Source organism: Streptosporangium amethystogenes subsp. fukuiense (genome assembly GCF_042665875.1).
GTDB classification, from domain to species: domain Bacteria; phylum Actinomycetota; class Actinomycetes; order Streptosporangiales; family Streptosporangiaceae; genus Streptosporangium; species Streptosporangium fukuiense.
In genome coordinates, this window is record NZ_JBHTEE010000001.1 from 6,766,283 (window position 1) to 6,781,501 (window position 15,219).

General features: G+C 69.5%; 12 protein-coding genes. 6 read left to right on the forward strand and 6 right to left on the reverse strand.

What is annotated here, in order from left to right; genetic code table 11:
• The first annotated feature begins 199 nt into the window (after positions 1-199).
• A complete protein-coding gene (locus ACFQVD_RS29630) occupies positions 200-1,489 on the forward strand; it encodes a GTP cyclohydrolase IIa (RefSeq protein ID WP_343961626.1) in 1,290 nt (429 codons plus the stop codon).
• Positions 1,490-1,708: 219 nt separating this feature from the next.
• The gene (locus ACFQVD_RS29635) at positions 1,709-2,650 is read left to right on the forward strand and encodes an EamA family transporter (RefSeq protein ID WP_343961624.1); all 942 of its coding nucleotides are present in this window, start codon (positions 1,709-1,711) and stop codon (positions 2,648-2,650) included.
• A gap of 78 nt (positions 2,651-2,728) precedes the next feature.
• Here ACFQVD_RS29635 and hisC read toward each other — a convergent pair whose 3' ends face one another.
• Positions 2,729-3,790 carry a histidinol-phosphate transaminase gene (gene hisC, locus ACFQVD_RS29640; protein ID WP_343961622.1) on the reverse strand — a complete coding sequence of 354 codons (1,062 nt, stop codon included), beginning with the start codon at positions 3,788-3,790 and terminating at the stop codon, positions 2,729-2,731.
• 62 nt (positions 3,791-3,852) lie between these two features.
• Between hisC and ACFQVD_RS29645 the strand changes: the two genes are divergently transcribed.
• Positions 3,853-4,476: a Uma2 family endonuclease gene (locus ACFQVD_RS29645; protein ID WP_343961620.1), complete on the forward strand. Its 624-nt coding sequence runs from the start codon at positions 3,853-3,855 to the stop codon at positions 4,474-4,476.
• A gap of 94 nt (positions 4,477-4,570) precedes the next feature.
• Here the strand turns inward: ACFQVD_RS29645 and ACFQVD_RS29650 are convergent, their stop codons facing one another.
• The 5 genes from ACFQVD_RS29650 to ACFQVD_RS29670 all read right to left on the reverse strand — a co-directional run bounded on the left by ACFQVD_RS29650 (position 4,571) and on the right by ACFQVD_RS29670 (position 11,190).
• A complete protein-coding gene (locus ACFQVD_RS29650) occupies positions 4,571-5,239 on the reverse strand; it encodes an NUDIX hydrolase (protein ID WP_343961618.1) in 669 nt (222 codons plus the stop codon).
• Between the two features lie 19 nt (positions 5,240-5,258).
• A complete protein-coding gene (locus tag ACFQVD_RS29655; protein WP_343961615.1) occupies positions 5,259-7,076 on the reverse strand; it encodes a DUF4434 domain-containing protein in 1,818 nt (605 codons plus the stop codon).
• 60 nt (positions 7,077-7,136) lie between these two features.
• Positions 7,137-8,225, reverse strand: a complete 1,089-nt coding sequence (locus ACFQVD_RS29660; protein WP_343961613.1) for a glycosyltransferase — start codon at positions 8,223-8,225, stop codon at positions 7,137-7,139.
• 19 nt (positions 8,226-8,244) lie between these two features.
• Positions 8,245-9,510 (reverse strand): nucleotide sugar dehydrogenase, encoded by a 1,266-nt coding sequence (locus tag ACFQVD_RS29665; RefSeq protein ID WP_343961611.1) that lies wholly within the window; start codon positions 9,508-9,510, stop codon positions 8,245-8,247.
• Positions 9,511-9,639: 129 nt separating this feature from the next.
• Positions 9,640-11,190, reverse strand: a complete 1,551-nt coding sequence (locus tag ACFQVD_RS29670; protein ID WP_364153845.1) for a glycosyltransferase family 4 protein — start codon at positions 11,188-11,190, stop codon at positions 9,640-9,642.
• Here ACFQVD_RS29670 and ACFQVD_RS29675 point away from each other — a divergent pair.
• The 3 genes from ACFQVD_RS29675 (at position 11,174) to ACFQVD_RS29685 (ending at position 15,014) form a co-directional block, all read left to right on the forward strand.
• The gene (locus ACFQVD_RS29675; protein WP_386272637.1) at positions 11,174-11,674 is read left to right on the forward strand and encodes a hypothetical protein; all 501 of its coding nucleotides are present in this window, start codon (positions 11,174-11,176) and stop codon (positions 11,672-11,674) included. The two genes, ACFQVD_RS29670 and ACFQVD_RS29675, sit on opposite strands and share 17 nt — an antisense overlap.
• Positions 11,675-11,723: 49 nt before the next feature.
• The gene (gene wecB, locus ACFQVD_RS29680) at positions 11,724-12,893 is read left to right on the forward strand and encodes a non-hydrolyzing UDP-N-acetylglucosamine 2-epimerase (protein WP_343961605.1); all 1,170 of its coding nucleotides are present in this window, start codon (positions 11,724-11,726) and stop codon (positions 12,891-12,893) included.
• A 63-nt stretch (positions 12,894-12,956) separates the two neighbouring features.
• Positions 12,957-15,014 carry a glycosyltransferase family protein gene (locus ACFQVD_RS29685; protein WP_343961603.1) on the forward strand — a complete coding sequence of 686 codons (2,058 nt, stop codon included), beginning with the start codon at positions 12,957-12,959 and terminating at the stop codon, positions 15,012-15,014.
• Positions 15,015-15,219 lie beyond the last annotated feature (205 nt).

Sequence of the window (15,219 nt, forward strand, 5' to 3'; positions counted from 1 at the left end):
CGCGCTGACCTGTGTAAACGATGCCAGTCATGGGTTTAACCCGGAAGCAGCTTCCGGAATTGGCCGCAAATCGGGCGTGACATTACGGCCCTCACAAGCGATCGTTCCAAAAGAGAGCCGAAAACAAACGGACGGCATGATGGGACGAACATTGGTCGAGCGGGCCGAAGAAGCGCCACGAGTGTCACGCCCGGGTGCCATGACACCAGACCTCACCATCGGTGTGGTGGGCCCCCATGACCTCGTTGAACGGGTGATGTTGATGGGGCACGCGGCGGCCCCGTTACCCTGCCGCCTGGTGGCGGCGGCATACCGTGACGAGCAGGAGGCCGCGGACAAGGTCACTCGGTTGGGAGCCGGGGTGGACGCATGTCTGTTCGCCAGCCCGGTCCCCTACGACCTGGCCCGGCGATCGGGGGTGCTGACGATGCCCGCGACGTATGTCCAGCTCGGCGGCGCCGCGCTGATCGCCGCGCTGGCGAGGGCCGCGCTGGACGAGCGGATAGACCCGCGCAGGGTCAGCATCGACATCCTGAGCAGAGCAGAGGTCGAGGAGGCCTATAGCGATCTGAGCCTTCCCTCAGGGGACGTGCAGAGCCGCGACGAGCCGGGCGCCACCGGCACGATCGCGGCCTTCCACGAACGCCTCGCCCGCCAGGGCAGCACGAGCGGGGCGCTCACCTGCCTGCCCGCGGTCGCCGACCGCCTTCAGACGGCAGGGGTGCCCGTGGTCAGGATCCGCCCCACCTCCGCCGCGGTGCGTACGGCGCTGCACACGGCGGCGCTGCTCGGCGCGCACCACCGGCTGGAGGAGTCACAACTCACCGTGGTCCTGGTGGAGGTGCCCACGTTGCGCGAGCCGGTCCGCCGGGCCGCGCCACGCTACTGGCGCGACGAGCTCCGGCTCTCCCTGCACCGGTTGCTGGTGCAGGAGGCCAACCGGATCAACGCGTCGGTCACCGCGGTCGACGATCACAGCTACATGGTCACCGCGACCCGCGGCTCGGTGGCCTCGGCCACCGAGGGGTTCCGGGTCCTGCCGTTCGCCGCGCGGGTCCGCGACGAGCTCGGCCTGGCGGTCGAGGTCGGCGTCGGCATGGGCCGTACCACCCACGACGCCGAGTCGCACGCCAGGGCCGCTCTGGCGCGTACCCAGGCGGGCAAGCAGGCCCAGGGCTTCGCGGTCGACCGCGAGGGCAGGGCACTGATCCCGGCTCCCAGGATGCCTCCCCAGGGCACGGGACCGCTGAAGCCCAAGGGTGTGGAGGTGCTGGCCCGGCTGGCCGCCAAACTTGAGGGTGGGGACACGGTGGTGGACGCGGAGGGCGCGGGCAAGATGCTGGGCGTCACCCCGCGTACGGCACGGCGATTGCTGCGCACGCTGGTAGACGAGGGACTCGCGTGGCCGCTTCCGCCGAACCGGACGCCGCAGCCCGGCCGTCCCCGCCAGCTGTACCGGCTGATCGTGGAGAAGCTCGGCACCCGCTGAGCCCTCCGCCTTTCGACCTGGAGGCTTCCGCCGCACCCGGACGGCGGAACCTCCCAGGTCACGGCCCGTCCGGCTCGGCGTGGCACGACCGGCGGGGGCACGGTCCGCCCGCCCCGGCGCGGCGAGGGTCCGCCAGGCCGCGAGCGTCGATCTCAGCGTGGCGGAGGGGACCGAACCCCGCGTGCGATATGTCGGGCCTTGCCAGTATTGTCACGAGCTATGCGTCATGACAGTGCTGACAGCCGTAAGGCGCTCCTCGTCTGGGGGGCGCTGGCGATCGTGTACGTGGTGTGGGGATCCACCTACCTCGCGATCATGATCGTGATCGAGACGATGCCCCCGCTGCTCAGCGGCGCCATCCGCTTCGTCACGGCCGCGCTCGTCCTCGGCGTCACGGTGCGCCTGCTGAAGGGGCGCGAGTCCTTCCGGATGACCTGGAAGGAGGCCGGTGGGGCCGCCCTGGTCGGCCTGCTGCTGCTGAACGGCGGCAACGGCATGGTCGCCGTGGCCGAGCAGCACATCTCCAGCGGACTGGCGGCGCTGCTGGTGGCCTCGACACCACTCTGGCTCGTGATCTTCAGGGTCCTGTTCAGGGACCGGCCGCAGGTACTGACGCTCGCCGGGGTGCTCATCGGGTTCGGCGGTGTGGCGGTCCTCTCGCTGACCGGTGGGGGCAGCGCGGCCGACAGCACCGGAATCGTGATCATCCTGCTGGCGTCGCTGTCCTGGTCGGTCGGCTCGTTCCTGACCTCCCGCATCCCGATGCCCGCGAACCCCTTCACCGCGAGCGCCGTCGAGATGGCCGCCGGCGGCGTCGGGCTCGCCCTGACCGCCACCGTGGTGGGCGAGCACGTCGACCTCGCGGACGTCTCCACCCGGTCGTGGATCGCGCTCGCCTACCTGATCATGGTCGGGTCGCTGGTCGGCTTCACGGCGTACGTGTGGCTGCTGAACAACGCCCCGATCTCGCTGGTCTCCACCTACGCCTACGTCAACCCGGTCGTGGCGGTCGTGCTGGGCGCCCTCGTACTGAGCGAGGAGGTCACCGGTTCGATGATCGTGGGCGGCCTGGTGATCGTCCTCGGCGTGGCCCTGGTGGTCTCCACGGAGCGGCGCAAGAAGCCGGAACCCGTCTCCGGCCCTGAGCCCGCGACCGTGTAGGCCACGGGCTCGCCCTCGCGCGGTGGTCATCCCGCCACGGCGCTCCCGGCCGGTGCCGGAAGCGCCGCGGCGAGGCGGTCAGCCCCTCGGAAAGGCCGCGGCGACCGCCAGGAAGGTGTCGTTGGCCTCGGGCTCGCCGATGGAGACCCGGACGCCCTCGCCGGCGAAGGGCCGCACCGCGACGCCCTCGGCCGCGCACGCCTCGGCGAAGTCCAGCGTGCGCTCGTTGAGCCGGAGCCAGACGAAGTTGGCCTCGGTCGCCGGCACCGTCCAGCCCTGGGCGACGAGCGCTCCGCGGACCCGGTCGCGCTCCTTGACCACGACCTCGACCCGCTCCAGCAACTCCTCCTCGGCCGCCAGCGAGGCGATCGCCGCGACCTGGGCGAGTTGGTTGACCGCGAACGGCACGGTCGTCTTGCGGACCGCCGACGCCACCGGCTCCGCGGCGATCAGGTAGCCCACCCGGAGCCCGGCCAGGCCGTACGCCTTGGAGAAGGTACGCAGCACCGCCACGTTCGGCCGGTCGCGGTAGACGTCGACCCCGTCGGGGACCCCGGCGTCCCTGACGTACTCGTGGTACGCCTCGTCGAGCACGACCAGCACGTCCTGCGGAACCCGGTCGAGGAACGCCTCCAACTCGGCCGCCTGGACCACGGTGCCGGTGGGGTTGTTCGGGTTGCAGACGAAGATCATGCGGGTGTGCGGGGTGATCGCGTCGGCCATGGCCTCCAGATGGTGCCCCTCGCCCAGCAGCGGGACCCGCACCGAGGTCGCCCCCGCCAGATCGGCCAAGAGCGGGTACGCCTCGAAGGACCGCCAGGCGTAGATCACTTCGGCGCCCGGCTCGCTCACGGTCTCGAAGAGCTGCTGGGCCACCGTCACCGAGCCCGCGCCGAGCGCGATGTGCTCGGCCGGCACGCCGAACCGCTCGGCGAGCGCCTCGGTCAGCCCGGTGGCGGCCGGGTCGGGATAGCGGTGCATCTGACCCGCGGCCCTGGCGACCGCCTCGACGACCGAGGGCAGCGGCTCGTAGGGGGATTCGTTCGAGGAGAGCTTGTAGGACCGGCCGTCGGCGGACACCACGGCCTTGCCCGCCCGGTAAGGGGGCATTGTGTCCAGGATCGCGCGGAAACGAGGCATGGCCTTACTTTATGAGCAGCGGGCGGATGAGGCATCATCCTGTAAGACTGGAGGTGAGAGGCATGCCCGAGCGGAAGGACGACATGAGCATCGCACCGCTGGCCGACGTCGAGCCCATCCCCGACTGGGCGATCCCCCCCATAGAGGGCTTTACCGCCGATGACCTCGACCGGCTTCCGGGGATCCCTCCTCATACGGAACTGATCGATGGCACCCTCGTGTTCGTGAGCCCCCAGACCCGTTTTCACGCTCTCGTGCTCTTCCTCCTGCACAGAGAGCTTGATCGGACGGCACCCGCACACCTTCGGGTAGAGCGGGAGATGACGGTGAAACTGGGGCGACGTCAACGGCCGGAGCCAGACCTGGTGATCCTGCACGCACACGCGCCCTCCGACATGATGCGGACTTTCTACGAGGCGGAAGACGTGCTGCTCGCCATCGAGGTCGTCTCCGAGGAGTCCGAGGAGCGCGATCGCAACCGTAAGCCCCAGATGTACGCCCAGGCCGGCATCCCCCATTTCTGGCGGATCGAGAACGTCGAGGGCCGCCCCAGCGTCCACGTCTACGAACTGAACCCGGTGACCGGGGTGTACGCACTCACCGGCGTTCACCAGAACCGGCTGAAGCTCGGTCTCCCCTACGACATCGACATCGATCTGACGGAGATCGGCGACCCTCGGCCTTGACCGGTCGGCAGGCCGGTGAGGTCCTTCCTGGAGCCCGGCGGGTGCCGCGGAGACCCAGGCGGAGATCCCCGGCGTACCACGCCGGAAAGGGCCGTCAGTCCTTGAGGGAGCGGAGCATCGGGGGGTGGAGCATCGTGGCGGGCCCACGGCGGTAGAGCTTGGCGGGGCGGCCGCCGTCGCGGGTGGTGGTGTCACCGGTGGGCACCAGGAAACCCTCGGCCTTGGTGACCTTGCGGTGGAAGTTCCGCGGGTCGAGGACACGGCCCCAGACGATCTCGTAGACCCGGCGCAGCTCGGCGACGGTGAACTCCGGCGGGCAGAAGGCCGCGCCGAGCGGGGTGTACTCCAGCTTGCCCCGGGCCCGCTCGATCCCGTCGACCATGATGCGCCGGTGGTCGAAGGCCATCTCGCGCAGTAGCGAGGAGACCGGCTGCCAGCTCATGTGCGCCTCGGTGGAGGCCGGAAGGTCGGGGGCGAGACCGAGGTAGGCGACGCTCAGCACACGCTGGCGCGGGTCGCGGTCGGGGTAGCCGTAGGTCTGGAGCTGTTCCAGGTGCACGGGCGCGCCCGGCAGACCGGCCCGCTCCGCGAGAATCCGCTCCGCCGCGGCGGGCAGATCCTCGTCGAGATGGATGAAGCCGCCTGACAGGGCCCAGCGTCCCTCGTACGGCGGCTTGTCGCGCCGCCAGACGAGCGCGCACAGCGCCTGGAAACGCACCGTGAGGACGACCAGGTCCACGCTGACGGGAATGCGCGGAACCATGGCAGGCACGTTACACCGGTCAGAGCCTCACCCGGACGTGCAACGGCTCGGAGGCGGCACGCCCGTCGGCCGCGGCGACCGAGACCTTGACCCAGGTGTCCTCGGGCACCTGGGACCAGTCGAACGGGATCCACGCGGTCTCCATCCGCACCGGCAGACCGGGCGGCATGTCCGTGAGGTTCACCCCGGCCACGTCGACGACACGGGGCTCCTGCTGCCCCTCCCAGGTGATCGTGACCTTGGAGCCCATGGGCATGTTGTAACCGCGGATCTCCATGCCGTCCTGGATGTCGCGTTGCATGCGGACCGCGTCGGCCGCGATGGGCCGGTTCCAGTCGCGGGCGATCTCCTCGGCGAGGGAGGGCGAGCCGCAGGTGTAGAAGTCGCTCCACATGTAGGAGACGACCTTGGAGACATAGCGTCCGACCTGCGCCACGGCCGTGTCGAGCCGTTCCTTGTCGGTGCTCCCCCTGTCGTACCCGGCCGCGCAGGTCTCCTCTCCGGACGGCTCGAACGCCTCGACGTTGGCCCAGAGTTCCACGTTGTGGCCCTGCTCGGCCATCTCCGTCCGGACGGTCGACATCTCCCGGTAGTAGTCGCGGGTCGAGCCGTGGTAGGCATCGCCGTTGCGCTTCTCCCCGACGACCGGCCACAGCCGCCTGTCGGCCTTCTCCTCGCGCTGGTCGGGCCAGAACAACCCGACCTTCCCCGTTCCCCGGCTGTCCTGCGGCGCGATGATCCCGACCCCGGTTCTGACCAGGGCCTCGAAGCCCCTGGCCACCTGCTTGGGAGTGGCGCTGAACGATTTGTCCTTGCGGGCGTCGAGGTAGGGGCTGACCAGGACGGGGCTGCCGGGCATCTCCTGCTCGACGATCTGGTGCTGCGAGGCGTACATCTTGAGCGTCGGATGGTCGTCGTCCGACTCTCCGGTGTACTTCATCTCCCGCATCTGCAGCTCGAACGGCTGGTAGAAGCCGCCCAGCGAGGGCCGGTCCCGGAAGCGGGCACCGTAGTCCTGCATGATGCGCCGGGTGAGCGTGGTGAGCGTGTCCGTGCCCTGCTTGGCGGCCCGGGTCTGCTGCGCCGGGTCGCGGGGGGCCAGCGGCAGCGCGGGGAACACCTTCACCCCGAACTGGTCACCGAGGTCGAGCAGCTCGGTGAGGCTGTCCTCGTGCGCGCCCGCGATCAGGATCACGTGGTAGCCGCGCCCCTTGCCCCTGATGTTCTCGCAGCTCGCGTCGTCGCTGCCGTCGTCGGTGGCGACGATCCGGTAGAAGACGGTCTTCCTTGTGACGATCTTCCGCTCGAACTCGGGGCAGCGGAAGAGCTGGGAGCCGAACGCCTCGTCGGTCCGGTACACGAACGTCCAGCTCACCCGGTTGCCCGGGTTGGCGGCCTTGAGGTCGTTCTCCGCCGCGGTCACGCACGGCACCCCGTTCTCCTCACACGGTTCGTAGCGGGAATCGATCTTTCCCTCGCGGTCGAGGATCCGGCCGTCGTCGTCGACCCTGCGGGCCTGCAGGCCCCAGCCGATCCGGATCACGGTGTCGCCGCCCACCTTGTGGATGGCGGCGAACTGCCGCCGCCAGGTGCAGTGGTCGGCGGTCGGGACGAGCCAGTAGCCGGTGATCGCGTACGGCGCCCCCATGGCCGTGTCGAACGTTCCACACGGGTCGGTGAACTCGGTCGCCTCCGGCACCGGCACCGAAGGGGAGGGCGAGGGCGAGAGCGGCGAGCTCCCACTGGTCGGAGAGCCGTCTTCGACGGGCGTGATCATCACGAACGCCGCCACTCCCGCGAGGATCGCCACGCCCAGGAAAGCGATGAGCCAGCGCACGTTCAGGACACTACCGTTCTTGTGATCTGGCAGACATAAGGAGCTTTGTCATACCGGAAATCAGCTCTTGACGCCCGCCCACGCCTCCAGCTGAGCGACGAAACGACGGGCCGAGTTGGGCCAGTGGTGGTTCGCACGGGCCGCCGCATACCCCCGAGCGCCCTGGGCATGCCTCGCCGAGACGTCGTCGCGGAGGAAGAGCACGGCCTGGGCCACGGCCTTGGGATCCCGCCAGGGCACGACCATGCCGCTGTCGTAGCGCTCGACCAGTTCCACCGCGCGGGGCGAGGGGGTGGTGATCACCGGAATGCCGTGGGCCATGTACTCCACGATCTTCGTGGGCATGGAGTGCCGGTAGTTGGGCTCGTCGTGCAGCAGGGAGAGGCCGGCCAGCGCGCCGTCGAGCCGCTTGAGCGCCTCGTCGTTGGGCATGAAGTCTCGCCACTCCAGCACACCCTCCGCCACCGCCTCGTTCAGCGTCGGCCGCGACTGCGGGTCGGCGTAGCCGATCAGTTCGACCGCCACCCGGTACGGCTGGAGCAGCCGTGCCACCTCGATGGCCTCGCGCACCCCGCGCGCCTCCGACAGCCAGCCGAGGTAGACGATGCGGTCGTCGCCCGGCGGCGTCACCTCGTCGGGCACCCAGGTCTCGTTGGGCACCACCAGGTGGGCCTGGCGGAACCGTCCGGCGTAGGCGGTCTCGGCCAGCAGCAGGTGCAGGTATCGCTCGGCGGTGCCTTCGAGGAGGCGGGCCATGAAGCGCACCGGCGGGCGGAGGAACGCCGGCAGCCAGGGCTTCAGCGACAGCGTCGCCGGAGTGTCCTCGTGCACGTCCCAGACCACCGGGGGCCGCTTGCGCACTCCCACCACCGCGAGCAGCAGCTCGGGGTCGTGGATGACCACCAGGTCCACCTGCCCGCGCATGCGCTTGAAGACCTTGCGCGCGGCGCGCACCGCCGACAGCCGCTTGCGCTCGGCGGCACGGGGAAGGTCGATGCCGTTCACCCAGGATCGGGCCATGACGCCCCGCGCCGTGTACGGGGCCGCGTACGTGACCTCATGACCGGCGTCCACGAGCGCGCGGATCTGCCGGTGCAGGATCCGGGCGTCCTCGGGATGATGCACCACGGTCATGACGAGCACGTGCACTGCGCGCAGCCCTTCGTCGCTAGAGCCGCTCGACGCGTTCACCCTCGGCGAGCACGCCTCGGGTGTCGAGCACGAGCTTGCCTTGGTCCTCGACAATCGACAGGTCGAAGGCGGCGTGTTGCTGGAGCAACAGCGTCACGTCGGCTTCGACGACTCCCCTGGCGAGGTCTTCCTCGCGCGGCACCTGGACTCCGTCGACCCGCCAGTCCTTGACGTACGGGTCGGTGAAGACCAGTTCCGCGCCCAGCTCCCGCAACGCCCGCGCGACCGGCAAGGCCGGGGTCTCGCGCTCGTCGGCGATGTCGGGCTTGTATGTGACACCGAGCAACAGCACTCTGGAGCCGTTGACCGGCTTCCTGTGCCGGTTGAGCAGGCGCTGCACGCGGGCCACCACGTACGACGGCATCCGCTCGTTGATCTCCTGGGCCAGCTCGACGAAGCGGAACGGATAGCCCAGCTTGCGCACCGTGTAGGAGAGGTAGGACGGGTCGACGGGGATGCAGTGACCGCCGACACCCGGTCCGGGGAGGAACTTCTGGAAGCCGAACGGCTTGGTGGCGGCGGCCTCGATCGACTCCCAGAGGTCGACACCCAGCTCGTCGCAGAAGATCGCCATCTCGTTGACGAGGGCGATGTTGACGTGGCGGTAGGTGTTCTCCAGGAGCTTGGCCATCTCGGCCTCGCGGGTGCCGCTGACCGGCACGACCTGCTCGATGAACTGGGAGTAGAACCCGACCGCGCGGTCCTTGCAGGCGGAGGTGTAGCCGCCGACGACCTTCGGGGTGTTGCGCAGGCCGTACTTGGGGTTGCCCGGGTCGATGCGCTCGGGCGAGAAGGCGAGGTGGAAGTCGGTGCCCGCGGTGAGGCCGGAGCCCTCCTCCAGGATGGGGCGGGCGACCTCGTCGGTGGTGCCGGGCCAGGTGGTGGACTCCAGAACCACCAGCGAGCCCGCGCGAAGGTTACGTGCGACGGTGCCGGTGGCGCCCTCGACCGCGGACAGGTCGGGGCGGTGGTCCTCGTCGAGCGGGGTCGGCACGCAGATGACAATGGTCCGGCTGTCGGCCAGCACGGACTCGTCCCCCGTGGCGGTGAATCCCCCCGCCAGCATGTGCTCAAGGTCGGCGTCGGTCAGGTCGTCGATGTAGGACCTGCCCGCGTTGAGAGCAGCGATCTTGCCGGGGTCGACCTCGAAGCCGATGACCCGCAGACCGGCTGCCGTGGCCTCCTTGGCCAGGGGCATGCCGACGTAGCCCAGACCGATGATGGCCAGGTCGTAGGCAGTCACTGGATGACCTTGGAACGCCGGAAACAACACTTCATGGTCGCAAAGGCTATCTCAAGTCCGAACGAGCTACGCCTAATGCGATTGAACGCATCACAAACGGCAGGTATCCCCGGTGCCATGACAAGGTCATTAACCGGCAATGGATCGGTAAATATCACGGTACGTCTCCGCGATGCGGCTCCACGTACGCTTCGCGGCCACCTCTGCCCGTCCAGCCTCACCCATCTCGGCCCTTCGCCCCGGATCGTCCCGCAGTCCGGCGATCGCCTTGGCCAGTGCCTCGGGGTCTCCCGCCGGCACCAGAAGCCCGGCGCCGTCGGAACCCACGAGCTCCGACAGGGCGGGCAGGTCGCTCAGCACGACCGGCTTGCCGAGAGCCATCGCCTCGACCGGTTTCAATGGCGTAACAAGTCGGCAGACCCGCAGGTCCTCTCGGGGACAGACGAAGATGTCGATCGCCGACTGGGCCTGCAGCGCCTCGTCGGGGCCGACCCGCCCCGGCATGATCGCGATGTCGCCGAGCCCCAGTTCCTCGACCTGCTCCAGCAGTGCCGCCCGCTCCACGCCGTCGCCGACGAGCAGCATCTTGACCGGCGCGCCCTCGTCCCGCAGCAGCGCAGCGGCGTTGATCATGGTGGCGAAACCCTCGTAGGCCACGATGCTCGACACCGAACCCATGACGACGTCACCGGGCTCGATGCCGTAGGCGGCGCGGAACGCCATACCGTCGTACTCGGCACTGAGCAGCGAGTCGTCGACCGCGTTCGGCGCCAGGTAGATCTTTTCCCTCGGCACCCCGCGCTCGACGATCTCGGTCGCCATGGTCTCGGCGAGGGTGACCACCGCGTCGGCGGAGCGCATGATGAACGCCTCGCGGTCGCGCTGGAGCACGTGCCGCTGGCTGCCGATGCGCTTGGGGTCGCGGGAGGCCCAGGTCTCCTCCAGGAAGCCCCGGACCTCGTAGACCATCGGCGTGCCGGTCCGCTCGCGCACCGCCAGCGCCACCGAGCCGTTGCGGTGGTCGGTCGCGGCGTGCAGCACCTGCGGACGCAGGGTCCTGACCAGCTCGGTGACCTCTCCGGCGCCCCGGATCATCCGCCCCTGGCTCTCGAAGGGCACCTCGCCGCTCGGCAGCAGCCGGTGGTAGGGGATCCCGTCGATCTCCTCGTACGGCGTCGCGTCGGCGTGGCCCTGCATCATCGGCCAGCCCCAGCTGGTCACGACGTGCGGATCCAGCCCGGCGGCCTTCTGCGAGGTGACGATGCGGTGCGTGCGAACCGTGTATCCGGCCTGCGTGTACGGCAGCGCGTTGGTCACGCAGTGCAGCACCCGGCCACCGAACCGCTCACCCACGATCACCTTCGCCTTGGGCGGGATCGGGTTCGGCTGGATCGAGGCCAGCTCTCCGGCGTAGTAGGCGGCCCGGCGCTTGATGAAGGGGTAGCGGGTATGGGCCTGGAGCACCTCGGCGGCCTCGCTCATCCGGCCGGCGTCGAAGTGCTCCTTCGCCTCGGTCCACGGGCCCTTCACCATGCGCATGCCGAGCTTGCGGACGACGATCTTGGCGCGGCGCGCGACGGGCCAGGCGAACCGGCCCACGATGGGACGGACGCTCGACGGGAGCGTCTCGGCCGCCGCCTGCGCCACGCGTACCGGGTCGGACTTGACCTTCGTCGCCACGACCCGGGAGACGATCACCGGATGCTGGACGAAACCCTTGATCAACCCGCGCAGGCCGGCCCTGGCCGACTTCGCCGACACCGGAGCCTGTGACACCGGCCCCGCGGGGGCCTTCCCACCGTCCGGGGGCGTCGCCGGAGCGGGGAGCGTCGCCGACGCCTGTGGCGTGTCCGAACCGGGAAGCGTCTCCACGACCGGAGGCGTCTCCGCACTCGGCGGCGGGGCGGGCTCGGTGGGCACCTCCACGGCCGGAGGCAGTTCCACGGCCGCGGTCGTCTCCGGCTCGGAGGGCGTTTCCGCCTCCGGGGCCGTCGCCGTGCCCGAGGTCGCCACCGGCTCCGCGTCAGGCTCGGCGGCCGGAGGCGTCACCGATGTGGCGGGCGTCGCCGGCACCGAGGGCTTCGCGGGAGCCGAGGGCTTCGCGGGAACCTTCGCGGGAACCGAGGGGGAGTCTGGCCTGTTGGCATCGGATACCACGCCGTGACCGTACCATAGGCAAGGTTTGCCCCACTGCCGCATGAAAGGCGAGGTCAATGAGGGACTTTGCCGGTCCGGGCGCTGCTCAGGGCCCCGAGAATCCCCTTGTCCTGCACGTGCTCGGCGCACGGCCCAACTTCGTGAAGGCCGCTCCGGTGGTGCGCGCGCTCGCCGAACTGGGCGTGCGGCAGGGCATCATCCACACCGGCCAGCACTACGACGCGCTCATGTCGGACGTGTTCTTCGCCGACCTCGGTCTCCCCGAGCCGATCGCCAACCTGGCCGTCGGTTCCGGCTCGCACGCCCGCCAGACGGCGGCGCTGCTCGTCGGCCTTGAGGACGTGGTGCTCGAACAGCGGCCGACGCTGGTCGTCGTCTACGGCGACGTGAACTCGACGCTGGCCGCGATCCTGGTGTGCGCCAAGCTGCACGTGCCGACCGCGCACGTGGAGGCGGGCCTGCGCTCCTTCGACCGGGAGATGCCGGAGGAGGTCAACCGGATCGTCACCGACGCGCTGTCCGACATCCTCTTCGCCACCTCTCCCGACGCGCTCTCCTACCTGGCCGCCGAGGGTGTCGACCCGGCCCGGGTGCACCTCGTCGGCAACCCGATGATCGACAGCCTGTTCTCCGCGCTGGACCACCTCGACCCGGCCCCGGTCCGCTCCCGGCTCGGCCTTCCCGAGCGGTACGGGGTGGCCACCCTGCACCGTCCCGGCAACGTCGACGACCCCGCCTCCGCCAAGGAGCTGGTCGAGGCGGTGCTCTCGGTGAGCGAGCGCCTCCCGGTCGTGGTGCCGCTGCACCCGCGCGGCCGGACCCGCCTGGCCGAGGCCGGGCTGGTGGACACCGAGAACCTGCGCATCATCGACCCGCTGGGCTACGTGGACTTCCTGTCGCTGGTGCGGGGCGCGACGCTGGTCGTCACCGACTCCGGCGGCGTGCAGGAGGAGACGACCATGCTGGGCGTCCCCTGCCTCACCGTGCGGCCCAACACCGAGCGGCCGATCACCATCACGCACGGCACCAACCGGCTGGTCACCCCCGCGCAGCTGCCCGCCGCCGCCGACCTGGCACTGGCGGACGGCGCGGCGACGCCTTCCGGCGAGCTGCCCCCGCTCTGGGACGGCAAGGCCGGTCCCCGGATCGCCCGGGTGATCGAGAACTGGCTGCGCGGCGGCAATCTCTCCCCGGCCGGGCAATCCGTACCGCCCAAATCACTTTAAAACGGCTATTTCGGCACGGCTTAGGCCGTAGCCTGGCACGACCCCGGACAAAGGCGATCCCCCATGAGCGAAGAGACCCCCGAAGAGCCGAAGTTCCAGCGTCTTGGGCCGATCAACTGGCTGCCCGAGGAGCGCAAGGTCGTCGAGCGCTTCGAGGAGCGTGTCCGGGACCTTGAGCGGCGGCTCGCCATCGCCGAGGCGAAAGCCGACTACGCGCAGTGGAAGCTGGAGTCGACCAAGGTGCAGCGCCCGTACCGGGTGGCCGAGGCACTGACCGCGGCCAAGGGATCGGGGGTCACCGCACTGCCGGGCAAACTGCGCTCCGCGATGCAGACGCGCAAGGGCCCCAAGCCGCCCCGCCCGGTGGCCGAGGTGGTCGCCGAGCTCGACCAGCAGGGGCCCGTGGTCGACGTGCCGCAGGTCAAGTGGCCGGCCGGCCCGATCGTCCGTCCGGACATGAAGGTCGCGGTCATCCTGGACGACTTCTCCCGGATGGCCTTCAAGTACGAGTGGGACCAGATCGAGTTCGGGCTCCGCGACTGGCCGGAGATCTTCGCCGAGCGCCGTCCCGAGCTGTTGTTCGTGGAGTCGGCCTGGCACGGCAACCAGGGCCGCTGGCGCTACCAGATGACCGGGACGAACGCCCCCAAGCCCGAACTGCGCGCCCTGATCGACTGGTGCCGCGTCGAGGGGATCCCCACGGTCTTCTGGAACAAGGAGGACCCGCCGAACTTCGACTTCTTCATCGACACGGCCAAGCTGTTCGACTACGTCTTCACCTGCGACGGCGACATGGTCCCCCGCTACCGCGAGGTGCTGGGCCACGACCGGGTCGACGTGCTGCAGTTCGCCGCGCAGCCCCGGGTGCACAACCCGATCCAGGAGAAGCGCGGCCGCCTGAACGACGTGGTCTTCGCCGGCATGTACTTCAGGGACAAGCACCCCGAGCGCCGCGAACAGATGGAGACCGTCCTCGCCCCGATCCGCGAACTCGGCCTGCACATCTTCGCGCGCAACGGGACCGTGGACGAGAAGTACGCCTGGCCTGCCGAGTACGTTCCGCACATCGTGGGCGAGCTCCCGTACGACCAGATGCTGGCCGCGTACAAGATGTACAAGGTCTTCCTCAACGTGAACTCGGTACTCGACTCGCCGACCATGTGCGCCCGCCGGGTCTTCGAGCTGTCGGCCTGCTCGACGTCGATCGTCTCGGGCTGGTCGCGGGCCATCGAGGAGACCTTCGGATCGCTGATCCCGATCGCCCGTGACGAGCTGGAGTCGTACAACCAGGTCCTGCACCTGATCAACAGCCCCGAGCTGCGCGCCCGCCAGGGGCACCTGGCGATGCGCGAGGTCTTCGACAAGCACCTGTTCTCGCACCGGGTGGACCAGATCCTGGAGATCCTCGGCAAGCCGGTGCGGCGGCGGACCCGGTCGATCTCGGTGGTGCTGCCCACCAACCGGGCCGCCCAGATCGAGCACGCGATCTCCTCGGTGGCCAAGCAGATCCACCGCCCTGTCCAGCTCGTCATGGTCCTGCACGGGCTCGACATCGACCCCGTCGTGGTGGCGGACAAGGCGCGGATGGCCGGGATCACCGACGTCGTGGTGCTGCCCGCCGACTCGTCACTGTCGCTGGGCGCCTGCCTCAACCTGGGCATCGCCGCCGCCGAGGGCGAGCTGATCGCCAAGATGGACGACGACAACCTGTACGGCGAGCACTACCTGTCGGACCTGGCCCGCGCCTTCGACTACTCCGACGCCGAACTGGTCGGCAAGGGCGCGCACTACGCCTACTTCGAGGGCAGCAACACCACGATGCTCCGCCTGCCGGGGCTGGAGCACCGCTACGCCTTCCTGGTGCAGGGCGGCACCTTCCTCGGTAAGGCCGACATGTTCCGGCACTACGGGTTCGAGGACGTCACCCGGGGCGAGGACACCCGGCTGGTCCGCCGGCTCAAGGAGGACCGGGTCAAGATCTACTCCGCGGACCGGTTCAACTTCGTCTACTGGCGCAGTGGGGACGCGGGCATGCACACCTGGCAGGCCGACGACATCAAGCTCACGCGTAACGCACAGTTCTCTTTTGTCGGGCATCCGGATGCGCATGTGATGATCTGATTCTCTCGTGGGGACGTGTTCGCGCTCCGGTGGGTGGGTGCTCCGGGCGGCCGTCGTTGGTTGCCGTCTGGTGTTTCAGGCCTCCGGCCTGGCGGGCGCGGTGGTTGCGGATTCTTATGCCTCCAACGAGGACCGAGGCCCCTCAAGAGCACCTTAAGTAACCGCTCGACTACGAACGTCTGTTGCGTTTATTGCGTCTGCGTCG

What these genes read in the sequence shown, in the direction of transcription:
- ACFQVD_RS29650 (WP_343961618.1), bottom strand. Translation starts at nt 5,239, where the DNA reads ATGGTTCCGCGCATTCCCGTCAGCGTGGACCTGGTCGTCCTCACGGTG.
- ACFQVD_RS29630 (WP_343961626.1), top strand. Translation starts at nt 200, where the DNA reads ATGACACCAGACCTCACCATCGGTGTGGTGGGCCCCCATGACCTCGTT.
- ACFQVD_RS29635 (WP_343961624.1), top strand. Translation starts at nt 1,709, where the DNA reads ATGCGTCATGACAGTGCTGACAGCCGTAAGGCGCTCCTCGTCTGGGGG.
- hisC (WP_343961622.1), bottom strand. Translation starts at nt 3,790, where the DNA reads ATGCCTCGTTTCCGCGCGATCCTGGACACAATGCCCCCTTACCGGGCG.
- ACFQVD_RS29645 (WP_343961620.1), top strand. Translation starts at nt 3,853, where the DNA reads ATGCCCGAGCGGAAGGACGACATGAGCATCGCACCGCTGGCCGACGTC.
- wecB (WP_343961605.1), top strand. Translation starts at nt 11,724, where the DNA reads ATGAGGGACTTTGCCGGTCCGGGCGCTGCTCAGGGCCCCGAGAATCCC.
- ACFQVD_RS29685 (WP_343961603.1), top strand. Translation starts at nt 12,957, where the DNA reads ATGAGCGAAGAGACCCCCGAAGAGCCGAAGTTCCAGCGTCTTGGGCCG.